Source organism: Bacillus sp. B15-48 (genome assembly GCF_016879755.1).
GTDB lineage: Bacteria > Bacillota > Bacilli > Bacillales > Cytobacillaceae > Mesobacillus_B.
In genome coordinates this window covers 772,104-797,038 of sequence record NZ_WOFU01000001.1, presented here as the reverse complement: position 1 = coordinate 797,038, position 24,935 = coordinate 772,104, and the positions used below count along the sequence as shown (strand labels likewise).

21 protein-coding genes and 1 riboswitch are annotated in these 24,935 nt (G+C 40.5%); of the genes, 7 read left to right on the top strand and 14 right to left on the bottom strand.

Annotated features, from left to right (window positions below):
* Positions 1 to 240: 240 nt before the first annotated feature.
* The 5 genes from katG to GNT69_RS03560 all read right to left on the bottom strand — a co-directional run bounded on the left by katG (position 241) and on the right by GNT69_RS03560 (position 6,991).
* Positions 241 to 2,451: a catalase/peroxidase HPI gene (katG, locus tag GNT69_RS03580; RefSeq protein WP_203553564.1), complete on the bottom strand. Its 2,211-nt coding sequence runs from the start codon at positions 2,449 to 2,451 to the stop codon at positions 241 to 243.
* Positions 2,452 to 2,846: 395 nt separating this feature from the next.
* A complete protein-coding gene (locus tag GNT69_RS03575) occupies positions 2,847 to 3,569 on the bottom strand; it encodes a hypothetical protein (protein WP_203553563.1) in 723 nt (240 codons plus the stop codon).
* Between the two features lie 533 nt (positions 3,570 to 4,102).
* Entirely contained in the window at positions 4,103 to 5,368 is a 1,266-nt protein-coding gene (locus tag GNT69_RS03570) for a TRAP transporter large permease (protein WP_203553562.1), read from the bottom strand.
* Positions 5,368 to 5,844 carry a TRAP transporter small permease subunit gene (locus GNT69_RS03565; RefSeq protein ID WP_203553561.1) on the bottom strand — a complete coding sequence of 159 codons (477 nt, stop codon included), beginning with the start codon at positions 5,842 to 5,844 and terminating at the stop codon, positions 5,368 to 5,370. The genes GNT69_RS03570 and GNT69_RS03565 overlap by 1 nt, the downstream gene beginning before the upstream one ends.
* 109 nt (positions 5,845 to 5,953) lie before the next feature.
* Entirely contained in the window at positions 5,954 to 6,991 is a 1,038-nt protein-coding gene (locus GNT69_RS03560; protein ID WP_203553560.1) for a TRAP transporter substrate-binding protein, read from the bottom strand.
* 346 nt (positions 6,992 to 7,337) lie between these two features.
* Here GNT69_RS03560 and GNT69_RS25995 point away from each other — a divergent pair, with 346 nt between their 5' ends.
* The 3 genes from GNT69_RS25995 to GNT69_RS03550 all read left to right on the top strand — a co-directional run bounded on the left by GNT69_RS25995 (position 7,338) and on the right by GNT69_RS03550 (position 8,740).
* Positions 7,338 to 7,601, top strand: coding sequence for an alcohol dehydrogenase catalytic domain-containing protein (locus GNT69_RS25995; protein ID WP_343206445.1), 264 nt, complete (start codon positions 7,338 to 7,340; stop codon positions 7,599 to 7,601).
* 217 nt (positions 7,602 to 7,818) lie between these two features.
* The gene (locus GNT69_RS25990) at positions 7,819 to 8,007 is read left to right on the top strand and encodes a zinc-binding dehydrogenase (RefSeq protein ID WP_343206444.1); all 189 of its coding nucleotides are present in this window, start codon (positions 7,819 to 7,821) and stop codon (positions 8,005 to 8,007) included.
* A gap of 160 nt (positions 8,008 to 8,167) precedes the next feature.
* Positions 8,168 to 8,740: a DUF6155 family protein gene (locus GNT69_RS03550; RefSeq protein ID WP_343206443.1), complete on the top strand. Its 573-nt coding sequence runs from the start codon at positions 8,168 to 8,170 to the stop codon at positions 8,738 to 8,740.
* 302 nt (positions 8,741 to 9,042) lie between these two features.
* On the opposite strand, the gene GNT69_RS03545 is transcribed toward GNT69_RS03550, so the two are convergent.
* From GNT69_RS03545 to nikC, 4 genes are read right to left on the bottom strand one after another with little or no spacing between them, the layout of a single operon-like run.
* The gene (locus GNT69_RS03545; protein WP_203553559.1) at positions 9,043 to 10,053 is read right to left on the bottom strand and encodes a dipeptide ABC transporter ATP-binding protein; all 1,011 of its coding nucleotides are present in this window, start codon (positions 10,051 to 10,053) and stop codon (positions 9,043 to 9,045) included.
* Positions 10,050 to 11,069, bottom strand: coding sequence for an ABC transporter ATP-binding protein (locus GNT69_RS03540; RefSeq protein ID WP_203553558.1), 1,020 nt, complete (start codon positions 11,067 to 11,069; stop codon positions 10,050 to 10,052). The genes GNT69_RS03545 and GNT69_RS03540 overlap by 4 nt, the downstream gene beginning before the upstream one ends.
* A gap of 15 nt (positions 11,070 to 11,084) precedes the next feature.
* On the bottom strand, positions 11,085 to 12,008 hold the full coding sequence (locus GNT69_RS03535) for an ABC transporter permease (protein ID WP_203553557.1): 924 nt from the start codon (positions 12,006 to 12,008) through the stop codon (positions 11,085 to 11,087).
* Between the two features lie 19 nt (positions 12,009 to 12,027).
* The gene (nikC, locus tag GNT69_RS03530; RefSeq protein ID WP_481747599.1) at positions 12,028 to 12,933 is read right to left on the bottom strand and encodes a nickel transporter permease; all 906 of its coding nucleotides are present in this window, start codon (positions 12,931 to 12,933) and stop codon (positions 12,028 to 12,030) included.
* A gap of 364 nt (positions 12,934 to 13,297) precedes the next feature.
* Between nikC and GNT69_RS03525 the strand changes: the two genes are divergently transcribed.
* Positions 13,298 to 14,878, top strand: a complete 1,581-nt coding sequence (locus tag GNT69_RS03525; protein ID WP_203553555.1) for a glutathione ABC transporter substrate-binding protein — start codon at positions 13,298 to 13,300, stop codon at positions 14,876 to 14,878.
* 347 nt (positions 14,879 to 15,225) lie between these two features.
* Here the strand turns inward: GNT69_RS03525 and GNT69_RS03520 are convergent, their stop codons facing one another.
* The 3 genes from GNT69_RS03520 to GNT69_RS03510 form a co-directional block, all read right to left on the bottom strand.
* Positions 15,226 to 16,032: a LysM peptidoglycan-binding domain-containing protein gene (locus GNT69_RS03520; RefSeq protein ID WP_203553554.1), complete on the bottom strand. Its 807-nt coding sequence runs from the start codon at positions 16,030 to 16,032 to the stop codon at positions 15,226 to 15,228.
* Between the two features lie 319 nt (positions 16,033 to 16,351).
* Positions 16,352 to 17,299 (bottom strand): putative sodium/potassium/calcium exchanger, encoded by a 948-nt coding sequence (locus GNT69_RS03515; RefSeq protein ID WP_203553553.1) that lies wholly within the window; start codon positions 17,297 to 17,299, stop codon positions 16,352 to 16,354.
* Between the two features lie 60 nt (positions 17,300 to 17,359).
* Complete coding sequence (locus GNT69_RS03510) at positions 17,360 to 18,250, bottom strand: hypothetical protein (RefSeq protein WP_203553552.1); 891 nt, start codon at positions 18,248 to 18,250, stop codon at positions 17,360 to 17,362.
* Between the two features lie 341 nt (positions 18,251 to 18,591).
* Between GNT69_RS03510 and GNT69_RS03505 the strand changes: the two genes are divergently transcribed.
* Both GNT69_RS03505 and GNT69_RS03500 read left to right on the top strand, forming a co-directional pair.
* Positions 18,592 to 19,641, top strand: a complete 1,050-nt coding sequence (locus tag GNT69_RS03505) for a tetratricopeptide repeat protein (protein WP_203553551.1) — start codon at positions 18,592 to 18,594, stop codon at positions 19,639 to 19,641.
* 10 nt (positions 19,642 to 19,651) lie between these two features.
* Complete coding sequence (locus GNT69_RS03500) at positions 19,652 to 20,527, top strand: PP2C family serine/threonine-protein phosphatase (RefSeq protein WP_203553550.1); 876 nt, start codon at positions 19,652 to 19,654, stop codon at positions 20,525 to 20,527.
* Between the two features lie 532 nt (positions 20,528 to 21,059).
* On the opposite strand, the gene GNT69_RS03495 is transcribed toward GNT69_RS03500, so the two are convergent.
* Positions 21,060 to 22,328: an MFS transporter gene (locus GNT69_RS03495; protein WP_203553951.1), complete on the bottom strand. Its 1,269-nt coding sequence runs from the start codon at positions 22,326 to 22,328 to the stop codon at positions 21,060 to 21,062.
* A gap of 312 nt (positions 22,329 to 22,640) precedes the next feature.
* Here GNT69_RS03495 and GNT69_RS03490 point away from each other — a divergent pair, with 312 nt between their 5' ends.
* Complete coding sequence (locus tag GNT69_RS03490; protein ID WP_203553549.1) at positions 22,641 to 22,910, top strand: hypothetical protein; 270 nt, start codon at positions 22,641 to 22,643, stop codon at positions 22,908 to 22,910.
* A 243-nt stretch (positions 22,911 to 23,153) separates the two neighbouring features.
* Here GNT69_RS03490 and GNT69_RS03485 read toward each other — a convergent pair whose 3' ends face one another.
* Entirely contained in the window at positions 23,154 to 24,458 is a 1,305-nt protein-coding gene (locus tag GNT69_RS03485; protein ID WP_203553548.1) for a dicarboxylate/amino acid:cation symporter, read from the bottom strand.
* Between the two features lie 125 nt (positions 24,459 to 24,583).
* Positions 24,584 to 24,719: riboswitch (cyclic di-AMP (ydaO/yuaA leader) on the bottom strand.
* Positions 24,720 to 24,935: the final 216 nt, after the last annotated feature.

Sequence of the window (24,935 nt, the reverse complement as noted above, 5' to 3'; positions counted from 1 at the left end):
GATTCTATACATTTGGTCGAATCATTAGAAGGGTAATGCTGGCCATGTGTAATCCATTAAAAAAAGCCACAGATTGCTGTATGAAAGCATGTGATGTGGCAAAATTTTATACAGAGCTTCCTGAACGGGTAAGCCACTGCTTCAGCTGTGGGAGCTGTCAATTAGAAAAAGAAACCAAGCCATATTAGACTTGGTTTCTTACGTGCATTAGAGTATCCTTTTCGGTTTGAAAGCGAATGATTACCCAATTTGAATCTTATTTTTATTAACGGTCTTTAGGTCGAAGCGATCTGCGTTCATTATCTTGACCCAGGCTGCGATAAAGTCCTTCACAAACTTCTCTTTGTTATCAGACTGCGCATAAACTTCTGCGATGGAACGCAGAACGGAGTTTGAACCGAACACTAGATCGACTCTAGTTGCTGTCCGCACGACTTCCCCTGTCTGACGATTACGTCCTTCATAGACATTTTCCCCAGCAGGCTTCCACTCGATGCCCATGTCTAATAAGTTAACAAAGAAGTCGTTCGTAAGTTGACCGACACGGTCCGTGAAAACACCGTGCTTAGTGCCACGGTAGTTGGTGCCGAGGGCACGCATACCACCAATAAGAACGGTCATTTCTGGTGCTGTAAGGTTTAACAGCTGAGCTTTGTCAATGAGAAGTTCTTCTGAACCTATACTATACTGCTCCTTTTGATAGTTGCGGAATCCATCAGCAAAAGGTTCAAACACTTCAAAGTCTTCTACATCTGTTTGCTCTTGTGTTGCATCCCCACGTCCTGGAGCAAACGGAACGGTTACATCAAAGCCTGCATCTCGTGCCGCTTTTTCGATTGCAGCGCTACCGCCTAGAACAATCAAATCGGCAAGGCTGACTTCTTTATTAAATTCACTTTGGATGCCTTCTAGAACATCAAGTACTTTTGCAAGTTGTTCCGGCTCATTTACTTCCCAATCCTTCTGTGGAGCAAGACGGATGCGGGAGCCGTTAGCGCCGCCTCGATTGTCAGAGCCACGATACGTACTTGCGGAAGCCCAAGCAGTGGTCACTAGCTCGCTAACCGTAAGTTTGGAATCTAAAATTTTTGCTTTAAGCTCAGCGATATCTACATCTGTTAAATCATAATTCCCAGCTGGTACAGGATCTTGCCAGATGAAATCCTCCTCTGGAACTTCCGGACCTAGATACCTTGATTTCGGACCCATGTCACGGTGTAAAAGTTTGAACCATGCGCGTCCAAATGCGTTTGCGAACTCATCTGGATTTTTATGAAAACGTCGAGAAATCTTTTCATATTCAGGATCAAAACGCATTGCCATATCTGTAGTAAACATGATTGTTGGAACTTTAATCGATGGATCTTCTACGTCTGGTGCAAGATGCTCTTCATCTTGATCAACAGCCATCCACTGCCACGCGCCTGCTGGACTCTTTGTGAGCCACCATTCATAGCCAAATAACATATCAAAGTAACCATTATCCCATTCAGTTGGGTTAGGAGTCCAAGGACCTTCTAATCCGCTAGTGATCGTGTCGCGACCGAAGCCTTTTCCATATGTGCTCTGCCAACCTAAGCCTTGTGCTTCAAGGGGAGCAGCTTCTGGTTCTGGACCAACTTGAGCAGCGTCGCCTGCACCATGTGCCTTACCAAAGGTATGACCTCCAGCAATAAGGGCAACTGTATCCTCATCGTTCATTCCCATACGTGCAAAGGTCTCCCGGACTTCCTGAGCACTTTTAATCGGGTCCGGTTTTCCGTCTGGACCTTCTGGGTTTGCATAAATAAGTCCCATTTGAATGGCAGCAAGTGGATTCTCACGTTGACCGTCTTCTAAACGATTATTATTCGCTAACCATTCTGTTTCGTCTCCCCAGTTGATGTCTTCTTCTGGGTGCCAAATGTCTGGACGTCCTGCTCCAAAACCAATGACTGGGCCTCCCATATCTTCAATTGCCACGTTACCTGCCAAAAGAAGTAGATCTGCCCAAGAAATTTTGTTCCCGTATTTTTGTTTAATGGGCCATAGAAGTCGGCGAGCTTTATCTAAACTTGTGTTATCAGGCCAGCTGTTCAGTGGCGCAAAGCGTTGGTTCCCAGTTCCGCCACCACCGCGGCCGTCACCTAGACGATACGTACCTGCAGCGTGCCAAGACATCCGAATAAAGAATGGACCATAATGGCCATAGTCTGCAGGCCACCAGTCTTGACTTGTTTTCATTAAATCTTTGATATCTTCCTTAAGTGCCTCATAATCTAACTTTTGGAATTCCTCTGCATAATCAAAATCTTCTCCCATTGGGTTCGATTTTCTGTCGTGCTGATGGAGAATATTCAAATTTAATGCTTTTGGCCACCACTCTCGGTTCGTCGTACCACTTGAATGATTGCTAGTAGCACCACCGTGGAATGGGCAACCTCCGATATTCTTACTGTCTTTCGCATCCATAGTTTGTATCTCTCCTTCTATATAAATATTTGCAGTTATGCAGCTAGTTTTAAAAACTCTAAAACTATAATTATATTTATTGTTAAAATATAATTATTACTATGTAATTATTATAGTAAATTACGTTTAAAATTAAAAGTAATGTGCATACTAAAATAAACTTATGTTTTAAAGGCAAAAAAAATAACTTTGAAAGAGAAATAAATATACTTCCTTAAGTATAACAATAATAGCGTCTATTTACGTTTAACAAAGTTGTACAAAATGTGAAGGTCAGTCACAGTGACGCCCCGAATAATCTTGTTTCACAGGATGTTCCACGGGAGTGGTAGAGTTCAATGCTATTTCTCCACCCATCTAATACTAATAAAGAAGCTTGAAATGCTTCTGATTTTTTACCATTCAAAAAACAATTTTAATACCATTGTTGCACTTGTATATAGTATGACTCCAAAGGCGAATGTTGGGAAATGAGCTTCTCGGTGTCTTGGTAATTCGTTGCTAAGAACGTTGAGGATCATTGCTCCAGAAATAAAAGCAAAAATGATTGCTTCGATTAAATAGGAAATGGACAGCCACATCCCCATCATCCATCCAATAAACACACCTGAAGCCATGATGAAGCGTCCTATTGTAACATAAAGATCAGGGTTGTATCGCCATATATCATGGGCAACTACTAAGAAATGAAGACCAATTGCAGTGGCATAAAAGATCGCTTTTACTCCACTGATGTCTGTGGAAACAATGCTGTAAGAAATAAGCATGTTATAAATCGCAAAGAAAATCACTTGTACCCAAAAACGGGGTTCTTTATCTGCTTTTTTACTATATCTCCCATGCTCTACATACTTTTGAACACCATAGAAAATAAGTAACCCTATTAAACCGACAAAATATAATTCAGTTTGTGTTGCCAATCGCCCATACTCTTCCTTAATCGCTTGTTGATGGTCATGAAAATAAGGCAAAACATAGACAAAAACATAGGCAGCGGCCATTCCGCCGACAAAAGAAATCCACATTTTTCGCTTCATTCGATTCGAAGGGATTAACTTATAAGCATATAAATAAATGATTATATAAAATAAACCGATCAAAATAATTTCGAAAGTCATGTATTACCTCCTTGGGGCCTGACTCCCGTTCAGCAAAAGTGTTTAGCGTTAATCTGTTATAGTGATCACTTTAGTGCCATTATCACTTCGGTTTTGTCGTTCAAACTCAACTAATCTACCAATTAATTTAAGAACTCTTTTTCTTAAAACTCTAGATTACAGTATCATAGTGGGGGCACAAACAGAGTGTTCGCGCACTTGGTCAATTTCCATTTTATGTTCTTGCTACTATTATTATACATTGAATATGGTCACAGTGACGCCCCGAATAATCTTGTTTCACAGGAATTGTTCCACGGGAGATGGGTGGGATTATTGTCTGTCTCTTTTTTTTGTGCGGTAGGAAATTATAAAAGGTTTAGGGTGGGGATAATTGTAGTCGTTATTAGCAACAATTGCCTGGCATTGAAGAAGGCCAAAGCAATAAAGTAAAGCTAAAATGGATTGCCCCCCGCACAATACAGAGAACAATCCATTATAGCTGTCTAAATCCATAGATAATTTTTTGGTTTCAGTTCAGAACCATCCCGACATCAATCTAAAAAAAACAAACTAATGGATGGAACAAAAGTGATGATGATGACATCGACGATTAAGATAATTAGGAAGGGAATGATGGCCCTAACAATTTTCTCTAATCGTACGTTTGCGATGTTGGATGCCACGAATAAGTTGATTCCAATAGGAGGTGTGATAAATCCGATCGCAAGGTTAACAACCATGATGATTCCGAAGTGAACCGGGTCAATTCCAATTGCCGTGACAACAGGAAGGAGAATCGGTGCTAAAATAATAATGGCCGCCGAAGTTTCTAAGAACGTACCGACGATTAATAGGATCAGATTAATAATCAGTAGTACGACAATTGGATTAGATGAAATCTCCAGCATTGCGTTTGATAGTTGTAACGGAATTTGTTCCCTTGTTAAGATAAAACCAAAAATGGACGCACAAGAAATGATAAACATGATGACCGCCGAAGTAACTGCTGATGAAATAAAGATTTGAGGCAAATCCTTCAACTTTATCTCTCGATAGATGACAAGACCAACGATTAATCCATAGACGACAGCAACAACGGATCCTTCTGTTGGCGTAAAGATCCCCCCGTAAATTCCACCAAGGATAATAACGGGCATTAAAATCGCTAGGATTGCCTTGTTAAATGCTGTGAAAACTTCACGAGCGGAGCTTTTATCCTCTTTTCCATAGCCGTGCTTTCGTGAAATAAAATAGGCAACTAAAACTAGTGAAAATCCAACTAAAATTCCCGGTAATACGCCTGCAATGAATAAATCGCCAATCGATGTTCCAGCAATGACGCCAAATAAAATCAGCGGTACACTTGGTGGAATCATTACTCCTACCGTTCCACCGGCGGCCTGAATCGCCGTCGCAAAGCTTTTATCGTATCCTTTTTTTACCATGGCGGGGATAAGAATCGCCCCGACAGCGGCTGTTGTTGCTGCAGCCGATCCGGAAATCGCTGCAAAAAACATACAGGTAACAATCGATACAATCGCTAAGCCTCCATGCATTCTTCCGACAATCGTCATCGCGAAATCGACAAGTCGCTTAGAAATTCCTCCTACTTCCATTAACTTTCCTGCTAATACGAAGAAAGGAATCGCCATTAAGGTAAAAGAGTCCGTTGAGGTGAACATCTTTTGGATGATGACCATTAATGGAACACTATCTTGAATCATGAGAACAATTACGGAGGCTAGTCCGAGAGCAACGGCAACTGGAATATTGATGAGGAAAAGAACAAGTAATAACCCGAATAATAGCCATGCCATTAATTCTTCGCCTCCTTTCTCCACTCAGTAATGACTACATATAGGAGGTTAATCACAAACAGCACACTTGAAATTGGAATGACTGTATAGATCAAGCCCATGGGAAGTCTTAAAACAGGGGATGTTTGGGTCATACTTTTACCAATAAACTCCAAGCTATTTACGATTACTTGCCAAAAGAAAAAGATGATTAACACGGTAGTAACAACAGAAAGAACCTTTTTTAAGGCGGGACCGGCTTTTTCGTAAAGAATTTCAACACTAGGATGGGCCTTGATACTCATCCCATAGCCGGCTCCAAGGAATGTTAGCCACACGAGTAGATAACGAGATAATTCCTCTGTCCAAGCCAATGGTTGTTCAAATACAAAGCGGAAAAGAACTTGTAGAAAAACAACAACGACTAAAACAAAGAAAAGAATAAAAAGGATCCATTTTATGCATGTATTTAATAAGTTAACGAACTTTTTGGCCACTCTATATTCCCCTTATTAGAAAAAACTTGGATTGTGCAAAGCACTCCCCAAGTTTTCTGTTTTTATTAAATAAGAAAGTATAACTTTTAGTTTGCTTGCGCTTTTCTAATTAATTTCCGTTTAAAATTGCTTCGATGTTTTCTTTTCCGAATTGTGGCTCGTATTTTTCATATACAGACTGGATGGCTTCACGGAATGGCGTCACATCAACGTCTTCAACAACTTGTACACCGTTGTCTTTTACGAACTGTAAAGAATCTTGGTCAGCTTGTGTACTAAGATCGCGGATTTTGTCTCCAGCAATCTTTGCTTCTTCACGAAGAATATCTTGATACTCACTAGGAATAGTATCCCAAATTGGTTTACTGAACATGACAACTGCAGGAGAGTAGATATGTCCTGTTAAAGTCATATGAGTTTGGTTTGCATCATGAAGCTTATACGTTTCTGAAATAATTAGTGGATTTTCCTGTGCATCAACGACTCCTTGTTGAAGGGCGGTTAGTGCTTCGTTCCAAGCCATTGGCGTAGGTTGCGCGCCTAACGCTGTAAAGGCATCAAGGTGAATTTGATTTTCTTGCGTACGGATTTTTAAGCCTTTTAAGTCTTCAGGTTTTGTAATTGCTTGCTTTCCGTTTGTAATATGACGGAAACCATTTTCAGCCCAAGCAAGACCAATAAGATCACTGTCTTCTAAACCAGCTAATAGACCTTGTCCAACTTCCCCATCAAGGACATTATAGGCATGGTCTCTTGATTCAAATAAGAACGGTAAATCAACAATTCCAATTTGCGGATAGAAGTTTGCGATTGGCGCTGTTGAAGAAATAGACATATCGGCTGTTCCGATAGAAAGTGCTTCTGTCAGTTCGCGCTCCGCTCCCAATTGATTTAATGGGAAAATTTCAATTGTCACTTTACCATCTGTACGCTCTTCGACATTTTTCGCCAAATCGACCAATGCAACGTGATAAGGATGTTCTTCTGTTTGTGAATGTCCTGCTTTAAAAGAATATGTTTGTCCTTCGTCTGTGCTTCCATCTGAAGAAGCTCCATCTTCGTTACTAGTATTGCCACCACCGCATGCTGTTAAAACGAAAGCCATAACGATTATTGACAACATCCAGTAAAATTTGCTGTTTTTCATCTAAAGTCCCCCTATATCATCTATATTTATCAGAAAATTTGATAAGATACGATAAATTATAACATCTTTTTTAAAATTATCTATAAAAAATTATTTTCCAAAAATATACGTTGCTTGAACAAGTCACAGTGACGCCCCGATTAATCTTGTTTCACAGGAATGTTCCACGGGAATGGATGAGCTTTTGGGTTTGACCCCGCTCAGCTACGACTAAAGCAAAAACGTAAAAAATATATAAAATTTTTGAAAAAGTGATTGGTACAGAACTATAGGGTTGTAATATATAAATTACCGGGAACATAGTATGATAACTTCTTTTCTTATTATTTTTTGGGAGGAGGATTAAATGAAAGCAATTTTTTCCGAACAATATGGAACACCAGACACTCTTAAACTACGTGAGGTTGCTACCCCGATACCAAAACAAAATCAAGTACGAATAAAAGTTCAGGCATCATCGATTAATTTTTCAAACCTTGTTTTATTAACAGGGAAGCCATGGCTTGCCCGCTTAGCATTTGGCCTTATGAAACCGAAATACTCTATTCCAGGTGGGGATATGTCTGGAATAGTGGAGGCAGTGGGGGGAATGTTACCCAATTTCAAGTAGGAGATGAGGTGTATGGCGACTTATCTAGCAGCGGTTGGGGCGCTTTTGCGGAGTATGTAGTTATCGATGAGAGAGAAATTGCTTTAAAGCCTAAGAATCTAACATTCTCTGAAGCCGCTGCCATGCCTATGCAGCAAGGACAGCATTACAAGCGATAAGGGACAAAGGGAGGGTAAGGGCCGGACAGGAAGTACTGATTCATGGTGCTTCAGGTGGAGTGGGGACATTTGCCGTTCAAATTGCGAAGGCATTTGGTGCAGAAGTGACCGCTGTGGTGAGTACTAGAAACATAGAAATTGCAAAATCCCTTGGTGCTACCCGTGTGATTGATTATAAAAAAGAGGATTTTGTAAACGATGATCAAACCTATGACGTGATTATCGGAGTCGAGTGTGCGTCACAGTGACGCCCCGAATAATCTTGTTTCACAGGAATGTTCCATGGGGATGGTTCCGGCGTTTCGTTTGCCAGCATAAAGCCCAAGGAATCCAGAATTAAGGATCTTGTCATAAAAATGCGAACGAATGTATAAAAGTTTTCACCGAAGAAGAGGAGTGTAAAAAATAGTGCAGGTTAAAAAGTCTGATGGAATCATTAAAATAAACGACTTAAAAAAAGAACTGAAGGAATTGAATCAGAAACAATTGATTCAATTAATCGTTGATTTGTATAAAGCGAATAAAGAAGTGAAACAGTTGTTGTCGACTAAGTTTAACGGAGAGGAAGCGGTCGAGGTACTGTTTCAAGAAGCGAAACAGAAGGTGAAGAATGAATTTTTCCCTGAGCGAGGGGATGGGAAACTGCGCTTAACAGTGGCTAAAAAAGCCATTTTGGATTTTAAAAAGCTGACAAATGATCAGATGAGAACTGTGGACTTATTGTTATATTATGTTGAAATGGGAACGGATTTCACCGACTCTTTTGGAGATATCGACGAAAGCTTCTATAATAACATGATTACCATGTATGACAAAGTCATATCAGCGTGTGCGGCCGATGAAACATTCTATCACGCTTTTGAAGAGCGATTGTACAAGGTAGTAGAACTAGCAGAGAGAATCGGTTGGGGATATGGTGATGCGATAGCCGACCTCTATTATACGGTCTATTATAGTATGGAAGATGAGCAAGAAGAGTAGGATAGGAATTGATTAGAGTGTGCGTCACAGTGACGCCCCGAAAAATCTTGTTTCACAAGTATTGTTCCACACTCCAATCCTTGATTTTGTGAACGGATTAATATTGTTTGGCACAAATAGAAAAAAGCAACCGTCTGGAGCCTGAGTAAAGGCTTAGGAAGGTTGCTTTTCTATGTTATATTACGTCTGGGACACGGGGTGGTACGTGGACTTTTTTCGCTTTAGCCTGTTGAACCGGAACACGAGAACCGTCCCGGTGTTTCACGTTGAACCGGAACACCAGAACCGTCCCGGTGTTTCACTCAATAGTTAGTTGGTAGCTTGGAGAAATCTACTTTTCCATCTTCTACTAAGTGACAAGCTGCTTGATGTGTACCATTGACGCTGTGAAGCTTGGGTTCTTCGCTTCTGCAACGATCAAAAGCATATGGACAGCGAGTATGGAAACGGCAGCCCATAGGTGGATCTATCGGTGACGGAACATCCCCTTTTAAAATAATCCGCTCTTTTTTATTCTCAATATTAGTACTAGGAATCGCCGATAACAAAGCGTTCGTATAAGGATGCTGAGGATTTTCAAACAAAGATGTTTTATCTGCAACCTCAACGATCTTTCCTAGATACATAACAATAATCCGATCTGAAATATGACGGACAACTCCAAGGTCATGGGAAATAAACAAATATGTTAATCCAAACTTTCGTTGGAGGTCTTTTAATAGATTCAACACTTGCGCTTGAATCGACACATCTAAAGCAGAAACGGCCTCATCACAAATAATTAGCTTAGGATTAACCGATAATGCCCTGGCAATCCCAACACGCTGGCGTTGACCACCACTAAACTCATGTGGATGTCGGTCGATTTGGTGAGCCCCAATTCCTACAGTTTCAAGCAATTCGGCAATTTTCTGACGACGTTCATTTTTAGGGACGATATTTTGAATTTCCAAGGCCTCTTCTAAAATTTGACCTACTGTTTGTCTTGGATTCAAAGATGCATATGGATCCTGGAAAATGATTTGAAGATCTTGTCGTTTCTTTCTCATCTCAGATTTACTTAAAGCAAGAAGGTCGACACTATCAAAAAAAACTTCCCCAGCATATGGATTATCTAAACGAAGAATAGCTCTTCCCGTAGTGGATTTACCACAACCAGACTCACCAACGATACTGACCGTTTCCCCTTCTTGAACAGTAAAGCTAATATCATCAACTGCTTTAACATGATTGACGGTTCTCCCTAGAAGGCCCCCTTTAATCGGGAAATACTGTTTGAGGTTTTTGACTTCTAGTAAGTTTTTAGCACTCACGATTGTTGAACCTCCTTTGGTTTCTCCCACTTATCGGTAAAAATCCAGCAACGAACTTGGTCTCCGTCTTTCGTCTCCATTAACTCAGGGAGCTCTGAGTGGCATAATTCTGTTGCATGCGGGCATCTCGGTGCAAAACGACAGCCTTGAGGTAAGTTAAAGGGACTTGGTACAGATCCAGGGATTACAGCTAAATCTCCCTCATAGTCCTGGTCATGCTTTGGAACTGAGTTTAATAGACCGATAGTATACGGGTGCTTAGCTTCCGTGAAGATTGTTTTAGCATCTGCATATTCAACAACCTTCCCGCAATACATAACAACAACTTTATCGCACATTTCTGCCACAACACCGAGGTCATGGGTAATCATCATCAAGGAAGTACCAAGGTCTTCCTGTAATTTTTTTATTAATTCTAGAATCTGTGCCTGTATTGTTACATCAAGCGCAGTAGTTGGTTCGTCTGCAATTAGCAATTCAGGGTTACAAGCTAAAGCAATCGCAATCATCACCCGCTGTCGCATTCCGCCTGATAATTCAAATGGATATTGCTTTGCGCGCTTTTCTGGTGATGGTATTCCGACAAGACCCAGCATTTCAACTGCTTTTAGCCAAGCTTCTTTACGGTTTAATTTTTGGTGGATACGAATCGATTCAGCGATCTGTTCCCCACAAGTTATTGTTGGGTTGAGCGAAGTCATTGGCTCCTGAAAAATCATCGAAATATTATTTCCGCGAATTTTCATCATTTCTTTTTTCGTTTTAGTGGTCAGATTTTCTCCTTTAAAAAGAATTTCCCCGCCTACTATTTTTCCTATTCCTTCTTCGATAAGGCCAAGAATTGAAAGAGAGGTAATACTTTTACCGGACCCTGATTCTCCAACAATTCCAATCGTTTTCCCTTTTTCAATTACAAAGTCAACGCCATCTACTGCCTTCACTTCTCCCTCATCTGTGAAAAAGGAGGTGCGCAGATCTTTCACTTCGAGAATTTTATCGCTATTTGATATAGTCATTCAAGTTCCCCCTCCTTAATTCAAGTCAATACGTTTGTTAATTACTCGATAAGTAATATCGACAAGGAAGTTTACAAAAACAAAAAGTACCGCAATTACTAGAATTGTTCCTTGCACCATTGGGAAATCATGGGCGCGAATCGAATCAATGACTAGACGTCCTAACCCATTGATGGCAAAAACCGTTTCTGTAATCACTGCGCCGCCGAGCAAGCCACCAAACTGAAGGCCAACAACTGTCACGACCGGAACTAAAGCATTACGTAATGCATGTTTATAAATAACAATTCGATCACTTACACCTTTAGAGTAAGCTGTTCTAATATAATCTTGATTTAATACTTCAAGCATGCTTGAACGGGTCATCCTTGCAATAATGGCGGCTCCACCAGTACCTAAGGTGATAGCCGGAAGAATAATATGCTGCCATGTTCCCCAACCAGCAACAGGAAGCCATCCTAAGTTAACTGAAAAAAGATAAATTAACATAATCCCCAACCAGAAGTTTGGCATCGATAAACCAAATAATGCAGTCAACATAATGCCGGTATCAGCCAATGTATATTTTTTAGTTGCAGAAACAATCCCAGCAATTAATCCGAGTAAAACAGCAGCCGCAGTCCCGATAAGCGCTAACTGGACTGTAATCGCAAAACGAGAACTAAAAATTTCTTCTGTCACAGAACGTGAAGTTCGAATCGAAGTACCTAAGTCTCCTTGAATGGCATTCCCGATAAAGCGAAAATACTGCACATATAACGGATCATTCAAACCTAAATTCTCACGCATCTGTTCTACTTGTTCTGGATTTGCGTTTTCTCCTGCCATTATTTTAGCTGCATCACCTGGGATAAGGTGCATCATTAAAAATACCGCTAATGTAACCCCGATCATGACAGGGATTGTTTGAAATAATCTTCGTAGGATAAATACAAACATTTAGATCACCTTCCCATAGTTATTTTTTCGATTTCGGATCTAGTGCATCGCGCAGTCCGTCCCCAAATAAGTTAAAACCGATAACCACGATCAAAATAACTAATCCTGGGAAAAGCGTAATATGTGGTGCCTGACGGATATAAGATCGTCCTTGACTAAGCATCGTGCCCCATTCTGGATCTGGTGGCTGTGTCCCCATCCCTAAAAATGAAAGGGCAGAAGCAGTAATAATGGCGGAAGCAATATATAGTGTTGCTTGAACAATAATAGGAGAGACGATATTAGGAAGAATATGCTTAAAGATAATTCTACTATCACTTGCTCCCATTGCCCGTATCGCATCTATATATTCTAGTTTTTTCACACTTAAAGTTGAACCGCGGACGATCCGTGCGAAAGTTGGAATCGCGAAAAAAGCTACAGCAATAATTACATTTGTCGTACTGGCCCCTAAAACGCTTACAATAGCTAAAGCTAGCAAAATACCTGGAAATGCCAATAAAACATCACAAATTCTCATTAATAAAGAATCAATCCACCGACCGTAATATCCTGCGATAATTCCCATTAAAATTCCCACAGCAGCACCAAGCACTGTAGATAAGACTCCTACAGTCAATGAAATTCTTGAACCATATAGCAGTCGGCTTAAAATATCCCGACCTTTATCGTCCGTACCAAGCCAATGTTCAGCTGATGGGCCTTCTAACTTTTTCGAAATATCGATATGGAGTGGATCATGAGGTGCGATAATTGGAGCAAAGAGCGCTAAGAGAAAAAATATAAGAACAATGAATGCCCCTGCTAAAGCGGCTTTGTTCTTAGCCAGTTTCCGGTAGAATGCTCTCCACGAAGCTGCTCTTGAGCTTAGCTTATTAGCAGGAACAGTTGCTGTCGTTTGAAGTTCTGGTTGACTCAACTTTATTCCCTTCCTTTCACTTTTTGATAAATTTCTACAAAATTTGCATTTTCCACAATAAGTAATATCTTAACTGTTACTCTTAAATATTACAACAGTTTGGTTGTTATATGCCTATTATTTTTATAACTAATTTTTGGTATTTTTATAATTTAAAACCTTATGAAAATAGTATATTCATTTTAGTTTAATTATTCTAAAAAAACTTTTTTCGCTTTATCGCTTTAACGCATAAAAATTCAAAAACACTTAAAGTTTTTCGGTATATTCCTTGATTAGCGAAAATTATTCAATTATCATTATTTGAGAACCCATGTAAAAAGACATGGTGTTTAATTTTACGAAAAAAATACATATAGGGGGTTATGAAATGAAGCTGAAAAGGAATATATTCTTTTTGCTCATGCTTTCACTTGGATTAATTCTAGCAGCATGTGGTGGCGGAAATGATTCTGCAAACGATGAAGAAGGTACAGATACTAATGAAACACCGGCAACTCAAGAAGGAGGAGAGTTGGTGTTCGTAACTCCTTCAGACGCTCCAACATTGGATCCGCATGGTATGAATGATACTGCGACTACAAATGCTACAACTCAACTATTTGATCGTTTAACGGAATATGCAGAGGATGGTTCTGTTGTTCCAGCTTTAGCTGAAGAATTTAATGCAATTGATGATACAACTTGGGAATTCAACTTACGTCAAGGAGTCAAATTCCATGACGGATCTGATTTCACTGCTGAGGCTGTTAAAATGAGTCTTGAGCGTTTAATCGACCCTGAGTTCGCATCACCACGTGCGGTTGTCCTTAACATGATTACTGAAGTAATCGTTATCGACGATCATACTGTCCATATTAAAACGGCTGAGCCATTTGCTCCTCTTCCAGCACACTTAGCACATAATGCTGGATCGATTATTGCACCTTCTGCGATTGAAGAAGAAAATAATGGCGGTAAATCGGTAGATGAAAATCCAGTCGGAACAGGTCCATTCAAATTTGATGCTTGGAACCGCGGTGCTGAAATTAAATTCGTCCGCTTTGAAGATTACTGGGGTGACAATGCAAACCTTGATTCCATTGTTTTCAAAGTTGTCCCTGAACAAGCAACTCGTGTAGCAATGCTTGAAACTGGGGAAGCAAATGTAATGCTTATCGGGTCTTCTGATGTTAGTCTTGTGGAAAGTATCGATGGAATTCAACTTGACCGAGTTGAAGGTACACGTATGGACTATGTAGGCTTTAACACAACCAAAGCACCATTTGATAATGTTAAGGTTCGCCAAGCGATTGCAATGGCGATTAATAAAGAAGACATCGTAAATGGTATTCTTGACGGACAAGGGCTTGCAGCGGTTGGTCCGTTAGCACCTACTGTTGTTGGGAATTCACAGAACGTTGTACCACTTGAGTTCGATGTAGATGCAGCAAAAGCATTATTAGAAGAAGCTGGATATCCTGATGGGTTCGAAACAACGATTTACATCAATGAAGGAAGTAAAGAACGCGCAGATATCGCAGAACTTGTTCAGTCACAACTGGCGGCAATTGGCATCAAGGTTTCTATCGAAACAATTGAGTGGGGCGCATTCCTTGAAAAGACTGCGGTTGGAGAACATGAAATGTTTGTTCTTGGCTGGACTACTGTAACCGGAGATGCTGACTATGGTCTGTATGCTTTATTCCATTCTTCTATGCTTGGCTCTCCTGGTAACCGTTCTTTCTACACTAATGAGAAAGTGGATGAGTTAATAGACACTGGCCGTACATCCACTGATCAAGAAGAACGTAATGCTGCATATGCAGAAGTTTCCCAAATCTTAATCGACGAAGTTCCAATGGTGTACTTGCAGCACCCTGACTTCGTTCATGGTATGAACGGAATCTCTGGATTATTCGTTAACTTTAGTGGAACACCATTCTTCCACAACGTTTCATTAACTCAATAATTTATATAGCTCCAGCGCCTTGCTAGGCGCTGGAGCTATATATTTTTTAGTGTGCGTCACAGTGACGCACACTAAAAATCTTGTTTCACGGAATGTTCCACGGGAAAAGGATAGGGTTATGATTTTTCTCTTTTTTTGGGGTGTCGATGGAAGGTTGCCCGTCTCTTGATAGGAGAGCGGTGGGGGTATCGCTGATTGTCACAAATAAAAAAAGTAACTCCATCCGTGTTCAGCCAAGGAACGAGGGGAGTTACTTTTGAAATAAATGGTTAGCTGCTTTTCATGCAGCATGGTTGTTTTGTGATCGAGTGTTTGTCGCACTCCACTCGGTCATTTTTAATTTATTTTTAAATCAATGAGATGACTGCACCGTTTTTATGGACGATAATTGCCTTTTGGCCAGACTTTTTCTCGTAGTCGGAGGCTGAACCATAAGGGACTTTTAAAACGAACGCTTTTCCTTGTTGTTTAAATTCAACCGTAAAATTGTCAGCAGCACCAACTACCTCTACCTCTGAAATTTCAACTTCTCCGGGAATCATCAGACGTTGTCCAATGAGAACCATTTCGTTATTAAGCCCATTTTCGTTCATAAGCGCTTTCACCGTTACTCCAAACCGTTTGGCAATTCCCCATAATGTATCACCAGGAAAAACAGTATACATTTCTTCGGTGCCATGCGTGTAGGTTTCTAAAGGTACGGAGATATTTTGGCCCACTAGTATGTAATCTGACTGTAAATGATTTGCTTTTTTCAATTCGCCAACTGTCGTTCCGAATTTTTTTGCAAGCGAGTAAAGTGTATCTCCTTTTTGAATCGTGTACTTATTATAAGTGTGTTTTTCGTCCATCGTTACAAGGTGTCGGTCCGGCATTAAAAGCTGTTGACCAATGATAATTTTATCGGATTTTAAGCTATTGACTTCCTTCAGTTGATCCACAGTGACTCCATGTTTTTTCGAAAGACTATATAAAGTATCGTTCTTTTTAACAGTATATTCCGTACTGTATGCGCCTGCTTTACTGTTCATAAAAATCAGTAAAGAAACCGTTCCTGCAAAAGCGGCAACTGTAATCTTCTTGTTTCGTGAGTTTCTCTTTTCTTTACGAAGTTTAGCAATTCTGTCTCTTCTCTTTAATGTAATAGAATTCACTTACTGACTCCCCCTAAAATACCTATCTCTAATATTTTCAAAAAAATATAATCGACAATATCCTTCGTTCTTCGACAGGACTTTTTGGGGGTGGGGGGAAAATATTCCTAGTTCCGTCACAAGTTCCGTCACAGTGACGCCCCGAATAATCTTGTTTCACGGGAATTGTTCCACAGGTTAATATTATTAGGGCAAGGGAGGGGCGTGGATTTTTTTTGCTTTAGCCTATTGAAGTGGAACACCAGAACCGTCCCGGTGTTTCTACTTAGATGCAAAGAAACCTAGGGGGAAATTCCCTAGGTTTCGTTGGTAGGATAAATTATTCTTCAGTTACTTCTCCAGCTACAAGATCTTCTGTAGCATTTTCAGCAACTTCATCGCCAGCTAGTACGGCTGAATTTTGCGCTGCATGTGCTTTTGCCGTTTCGCTTGCATTTACACTCGCTTGAGAATTTGCTTTGTTCGCTGCAGATGGGTTTACTTTTGCGTCCTTCTCTGCATCTTCTTCAGAAGCTTCCTCAGTAGCTGAATCTTCTTCGTCATCTTCCGATTTGATTACTGCATCTGAATCAGGAATGACTGTATTAGAATCTGAATCTTTTTTGCTATCTTCCTTGTCTTCTAAGTTTACTACTTCATCTGAATTTTCTTCAATCTCTTGATCCTCTTCAGTTCTTACATCTGAATCCGAATCTGAATCAATGTCTGTATTGTCTTCTTCTGGAGCAATACCATGATCCTCTTCTTCTGTTACAGTTACATCGCTCTCAAGGTCAGTTGTTTCTTCAGTATCCTTACCTTCTGTTTCTGTTTTTTCCGTTTCGGTATTAACCATTTCTTCTTGTGCGGATTCCTGAACCGGAGCTTCTTCCGTAATTTCTTCTTCATCAGCTTGGTCAACCTTCCCGTGAACAGCTGAATTTGGGGCAGCATGGATCTTTGCAGTCTCGCTTGCATTGACACTTGCTTGTGATTTGCTAGCCTTCTCTTCTTTAGGCTTCACTGTTGCTTTAGCTTCAGCTTCTACTTCTACTTCTACTTTAGCTTGAACCTGATCCTTTGCTACTTGTGCAGCAGGAACTGCAGGTTTCACTTTAACCTCAGACTTAGCACTATTGGCACCATTTGCTTGAATCTTTTGTTCTATTTTTTCTTTATTAGGTCCTGCAGCCTCAGTAAAATGGCCTCCAGCAAAAACCCCAATTGATAATGCTCCAACAAGTACAAAAGATTTAACAATTTTATTCGTGTTAAGATAATGTTTCATTATTAAATTCGCTCCCTTTATTATCGTTTTCCGTGGCTCAAAGCTTTCGGGTTACGGTTTTTAAAAGAGAGCTTCTTGGGGCGGTGGTGAAGGTGGAGCATTCACCCATTGATTATTCAACCATTTTTCCTGAGAAAGATATGATTGCACAAGTTGGATTTCATAGTATGAATTCCATGTAAACCATTTATCTAGAAAACTATTGGTGCTTAATCCCTGACTGACTCGATCAGTCGGTGGTCCCTCATGGCCGCTCGTCCGCTGTGTTGGATTCGGTATCTGTTTTACCACCTTTGGAATCTTACGCTCATCTGATGGGATATTACCCTTTTCTTGTGGCTCAGATACAAGCGATTCAGAATGATTTTCCGATAAATGAGTATTCTCTCCTTGAGTTTCAACTCTTATCGTTTCGTTTTGAGTATTCACTCTAGTTTCCGAATCATGTACGGTATCTAAAGCAATATTTCTAAACTCTCGTTCCCGAATCTGGGCATTCCTTCCTAACCCATCGTTCTTTTCTTGAACAGCTGTTCTTTTTTTAGACTCATGAGCTTTCACAGTCTTATTTACAGCAGATTTCCCATTGCCTTTTGCTGGATCCGGCAAATGTTGCAATGCTGCACCTGCCTTTTGGGAAGCAGAATTGTTAGGCGAAACTTTAGATGGCTGCTGTTTTACCCCACCTTGATTTTTTATAGCGGAATCAGGTACTACCACAGCTTTTTCCTGGGCCGAAACATTAGGTTTAACGGCTTCAGACGCTACTACAGTTTTTTCCTTTGCCAAGATATTAGGTTTTACTGCTTGGTTATCCATTTGAACTTGCCCAGAAGTTTTTTGGGAATTTTGTTGTCCACTATGTTCGTTCTTCTCAGCAAACACATTGCCTGGTATAAACATGGCGGCTCCAATTACAAGACATGATATAAGTATTTGACGGAAGTGCAAAAAAATCACCCCCTTTCCTAATCGTAACCTTCATGAACAGTATTCGAGTATTTTTGTCATTTTTTGTACGTTCATTCCTTTTTACGAAAAAAACGATTCTTTTGGCCTAAATCAAGGAGGCACGGGGATAGGTATGATTCACCAAGGGTTTTGGTGTCAGCCCCGATGCTTTAGTGTGTTGATTTTAAAATTAAGTATTTCGTTTAAACAGAACCACTTTCTCTGTTGGAAGTCTTATTCCGTAAAATGTCCCATTGCTATGTCCCACGATTCCATAGCATCTCCTTCACCTAATTAGTATAATTATAGGTATAAATAGAATAGTAAGTAGGTGCAAATAAATGATGCAACAGGTGGCAACTTCTGAAGAATTAGAGGCTTTTATTGGGTTCCATGATTCGTTGCCGGAGGACACGGCACGCAAGTTTGAAACGGCCATTGCGGATTGGAGTCTTGAACATGCCAAAACGCAAAGTGAGTTGTTATATAACCTCCTGGAAGGCAAAATGATAGTTTACCATGAAAATCCAACATCAATTCGATTTACTGCTTTTGCCTCCCTTTGTGTATATCTGAGAAGATTGAAAGACGGTTCTAAACATCAAGCACTATTTGAAAAATATGGCCATGAGTTCGTTTCGTTTAAGTTATATCCCCATTTGTGTTCCATGATGTATCGAGAACTGCGGACGATGGATAGTTTTTCCTTGGCCGTTGAATACGCAGAGGAAGCAGTGCGGAGGCTGCCGGAACAGGAAGGGGTTTTACATAATTATGCGGAGGCGGTGATTGTCGCCGCAGAAGAAGGGTTAGAATTAGAGCCTGCCTATTTAAGCAGAGCTGAAAAGGACCTTAGAAAGGCGATGTTCATTTCACCAAAATATCCAAAATTTCACTGTACGAAAGGGAGGCTGTTGGTTCTTAAAAAGAAATATAAGGAAGCTTCGGAATCGATTTTAAAGGCGATTGATTTAGAAGACTCCGATAAACCGGATTATATTTTAAGGATCAATGATTACCAAAACTACCTAGCAAACATTCGCAATGAACAGTTAAATGCTAAAATGGAAGAATCTATCCATGAGTTGACGGTGTCAAAAGAAACATTGGAAAAATCCCTCGAGAGTACAAAAACCGAGAATTTACAAATGCTTGGCTTCTTTATTGCAATTATTACTTTTACGATTGGTTCTTTTAATCTCGTCAAACTAGACAAAGTTTTGGATACGGTCTTTTTGTTGTTTGTGTTAACAGGCTGTTTAATTATCAGCTATGTGGCATTTACGATCTTATTCAGTAATAAAAACACAAATAAATGGAAAATTATCGGGGCCTTTTCCCTCGGAATGATGCTGTTAGGTTTAGGTTTTGCCATCCATACATTTATGTAAGGAGGACATGATGTTCAATCAAATTGAGTACATTCATGAAAAAGGAAGCAATCACACCAATGAAGATGCTTATATTTTAAAAAGAGAAGAAGGGTTATTTGCTGTTATTGATGGTGCTACCGGCCTTGGTGGGTTGCCTGGGAGCTTAGCTGCTACGACCATAAAAGACTCAATCGAAGAGATGCCTTTATCGAAAAGCCTAATCGAAAGCACCCAATTGGCCAATAAAATCCTCGGTCAGAAAACGCTCAAGGTGACTAAGGCCCAGTCTATGAAGGATATTTTAAAGGAAAGACGAAGTTCATGCGGCCTAGCAGCTGTTAAAATAACGAAAGATACGCTGCAGATGGAGTATGTTCAAACTGGGGACTGCATGCTGTTCTTGCAATTAACGAACGGCGATATTCGAATGATTTCGTACGATCATTTATCTCCATTGGATTCCGTTTCCATCTCGAAGTTTCATCATTTACTTAGGTTGCGTTCCAAGGACGTAGAAATGAACGAAAGCATTTTTCAGGAATGTCGTGGAGAAATCCTGGATACTTTAGTAGAAAACAGAAGAAAGATGAATACTAGCGAAGGTTATGGAGTATTAGACGGAAGCCGTGATGCGAACGAGCATATAGAATATGGACTTCTTTCGTTAAAGAAAGTAAAGAAGATTTTATTATTGTCCGATGGCCTTCAATTGCCGACAAAAAAAGCGAGCGGACAACAGGCGTGGCTCGAAACCGCTTCATTTGCTTTCAAATCTGGACTGGCTCAGCTTTACAACCATGTTCACCACTTAGAAACAGGGGATCCCTATTGCTTAGCATACCCACGTTTAAAACTAGCCGATGATAAAACCGGTATTTTAATTTCGTTAATTTCGTCACAGTGACGCCCCGAGTTTTGTCGAATGAGGAGGACATGTGGATAGGCACCATGACCCACCAAAGATTTTGGTGTCAGCCTCCCGCTCAGCTAAAGTGTAAGAAAGGGCCATCATGTTTTCTGATTTTAGTTTAGAAAACCAATGGTTTGTTGCAATGGATGGCTGGCTGAAAGATAAGTTTAACCTATCCTGGCAGATTGTCCCAAGTGAGATGGACGAAATGATGAACAAGGCCACACGAGAACAACTCGCCCGCCTAACGAAGGCATTTCTTAAAATGAAGAAATTTAACTTGCCGAATTACAGAAAGCATACAAGGGATAACAGGAGGATGGTTCTGCCGACTCCTGTGTTGAGGTGCAACCAGTGTCACTGCTTGTGTTTTGTCGAAATATGTAAAATAACACAACATGTATTGTTGAGATTGACTGTTAAGAAGAAGTTAATGGACAATTCGTTTTTGTAAATTACAAACTTGTTTAGGGCCTAACTTTTAAAAAGGAAAAAGCTCCCCTTTCGCTCAAGGGGAGCTGCATTTTTAGACCTGTGAAGATAGTTGTTCATTGAAGGCTTTCTTTTTCCCATGGATGAGATAGTATAAAAATGCACTTGCACCAACAATAACCGCTAACGTTAAATACATATTGCGATAACCAATAGCAGGAATTAGATAGCCGAGAACATATGGACCAAGTCCGACGCCAATATCATGAAAAATAAAGAAGGTTGATATTGCGAGCCCGACACGATATTTAGGTACCTTTTTAATCGCAACTGCTTGTAGGGCCGACTGCAAATTCCCAAAACCGAGACCGATGAATACGGCACTCAGCAGTACTATTAGGCCATACTCGGCTTGACTTAGCATAAACAAGCCAATTGAAAAGAGAAGAAAAGCGGGATACATGACAATATTATCGCCTTTTTTATCCAAGACTTTGCCAGTTATCGGGCGGAAAATGAGCACGACTACAGCATAGACAATAAAAAAGAAGCTTGCCGCTGTCATTAAATTTATTTCAAGCGAATACGTAGTTAAAAATGCGAGAAGCCCAGAGTAGGCCAAAGCCAGAACTCCGATTAAGGAAGCAATCGGAAGTACTCTTACTTCAAAGAAATCCTTTAGACGAAATCCCTTCATTTCTTCAAGCTGTTCGGCCGTGATCGTTGTTTTTGGAAGCGATAAAAAACAGGATAGGACCATACTGATGCCCGCCAAGATGGTACTAACGATAAATAATGTCTGCATCGTTGCCACTTGATTAATGAAGATTCCAACGAAAGGCCCGATTCCCAAGGCAAGAATGAAATTCAACGTAAAAAAACTGATTCCTTCACCGCGACGTTCATCTGGGATCATATCCATACTAACGGTTTGCATAACGGCAAACGCAGTACCCGTGACGATCCCATGAAAGAACCGAAGGATGATTAAGATCGTTAAGTTTTCGATGGGAAAATAAAGTAGCGTACCGATAAAGGCAAAAATGACACCAAAATAGAATAGCTTCTTGCGGCCAATCACTTCTAGGTATTTGCCGACAACTAAACGAGAAAGTAGAATCCCGAGAACAAAAACACTTGCTGCCAGCCCTGCAGTACTTTCCGTTGCATTGAACTTGTCAATCACATAGGGCGTGGTTGTTGTCAGCAGTGAAAGATACATCACGCTAATGAAAAAAGATGTCAGCGTAATTAAGATAAAATCCTTTGTCCACAATCGTGGAGGTTGTATTCCCAAATTTATTCTCTCCCTATTCTTGTTCTGTTCGTCGTTCGCATAGTCTTTTGGTACGTTAACAAAGATGGTTGTTAATATTTTTAAAATTCAGAACATAATGATTATAACACTGGGTACAGATGACTGCAATGCCGTTGCAATGCCGTCACAGTGACGCCCCGAAAAATCTTGTTCCACAGGAATTGTTCCACAGATTAATTTTGTAAGGTAAGGGGGCGCGTAGTTTTTTCGCCTAAGCCTATTGAAATGGAACACCAGATCAGTCCCATGTCTCTAGCAGGAATGCTGGGTTGTGGGACCCTCGCCTCAACTCAAAGAATGGATTTCTAAAATGATAGGGATGTTAAATAATGATGATGGATAATGGAGGTGAATACTATGAATGGTGAGAAAATGGAAGAGATGCTGTCCCAATTAATTAAGATGGTTGGAACTATTCAAGCTGATCAGCAAGAGATGAAGCAAGACATGGAAGAGATGAAGCGAGACATGCAAGAAATGAAGCAAGACCAACAAGAGATGAAGCAAGACCAACTGAAAACGCAAAATAAACTACAAGATATAGAGATCAAACAAAAAGAACACCATAAAGAATTAGTTGACCGCTTAAAGGCCATTGAAAATGATCAACAAATCCTGTCACAGTGACGCCCCGAAAAATCTTGTTCCACAAAAATTGTTCCACAGTCCAAATTTTATACAAGCAGTGTTTTTACGAAATATAAAGAAAAGGTTTCGGCCATCAAGATTTGATGAACGAAACCTTTATTTGTGTCACGGTGCACACCTCGAGAAATCTTGTTCCACAAGTTAATCTTAGTAGGGCAAGTGGGCACATGTTTTTTTGGGCTTTAGCCTATTGAAGTGGAACACCAGAACCGTCCCGGTGTTTCAATCATCGAGCTGAGCGCATTGTGGGCAATGATTAAATTGTTTTTGTGGCAATAGTACCTTGCTTGTTTGCACTTCTTTTTCAAGTTCTATCTCTTCTTTTTCAGTTTCCGTTTTTGCGATGATGAGCGCGCAGGCTGCATCTCCTGTACTGTTCACGGCTGAACGAGTCATATCAAGCAGACGGTCTACGCCAATGATTAAGGCGATTCCTTCAACTGGTAGATTTACTGAGTTTAGAACCATCGCAAGCATAATCAAACCAACGCCAGGCACTCCTGCTGTACCGATGCTGGCTAGTACGGCTGTTAACACAACGGTGATTAACTGTGTGACTGTGAGCTCGATGCCGAATACCTGGGCAATAAAAACGGTGGCGACCCCTTGCATAATCGCCGTTCCGTCCATATTAATCGTCGCCCCAAGCGGTTGGACAAAGCTACTGACGGACTTCGGAATCTTTAAATTCTCTTGAGCTGTTTTCATCGATACTGGCAAAGACGCGCTGCTGCTTGAAGTACTGAACACGACACTCGCTGCAGGAGCAAAGCCTTTAAAGAACCAGAGTGGATTTTTCTTTGCGATTAATGCGACGGAACCTCCATAAGTAAAAACGGCGTGAAGCAGAAGGGCTAGTAGAACAACTATCATATAGAGTCCCATCGCTTTAATGGCTCCAAGACCTTGACTTCCAATCGCAGAGACAATCAAGCCGAATGTTCCGTATGGAGCAAATTTCATAACGAGATTAACAAGGTACATCATTAATTCGTTCCCTTGTTCAATTAGGTTTAATAGTCCTTTTGTTTTTTCGCCCAGCATCGCCAAGCCTAATCCAACGAAAATTGAAAACGCAATAATCTGCAACATATTTCCTTCGGCAAATGATTGAATCGGGTTTGTCGGAATAATTCCCAGTAACGTTTCGCTGACAGGCGGCGCTTCTCTTGCTTCATATTGCATATTTGACGTTTCAAAACTACCGACACTTCCAGGCTGCATTATTAAGCCAAGTGAAATCGCGATCGTGATCGCGATTGTCGTTGTCACTAGGAAAAACGAAACGGTCTTCAAGCCGATTCTTCCAAGCTTTTTTGGGTCACCGAGTCCTGCAGTTCCTAGGGTGATGGAAAAGAAGACAATCGGCACGACAAGCATGTTGATTAAACTTAGGAAAATTTTTCCCAGAGGGGTGAAAAGATACTGATCAAGTGGTGGAAAAATACCTGGAGCGAAAAGGTTGATCAACAGACCTGTAATTCCTCCGGTGATTAAAGCAAGAACAATTTTAGTCGATAATTTCATCGATATAATCCCTCCTATTGTGTTATTAGTTAAAAAAGTGCATAATGAGGGGTTTCTCCACAAAAATTCCCTTAAAAAAGGAACAAAAAAACACAGAGGTTAAACCACTGTGCATAGTTATGCAGTGTTTTCCTCTCAAACGCCTACGAGGTTAGCTGTCGGGTTCGGGTATGAGAGTACCCTACCAAAAAAGGATTCACCCCATGTACAAAAAACAGTACGGTTGGGTCCCCCGCTCAAAAGATTAAGCGAAAAATTCAATTGTAAAGGTATACATTTGTAATGTTGATATACTAGTGTAATTTTAAAGATAATTTTTGCGTTTGTCAATCCGTTTCCGTCACAGTGACGCCCCGAATAATCTTGTTTCACAGGGATTGTTCCACAGAAACATGTGTGACGGTCGGTCTGTCGTTTTCAAAAAGAAACATCAGAACCGTCCCGGCGTTTCACCGTAACTAAAGTCCCTCATTATAC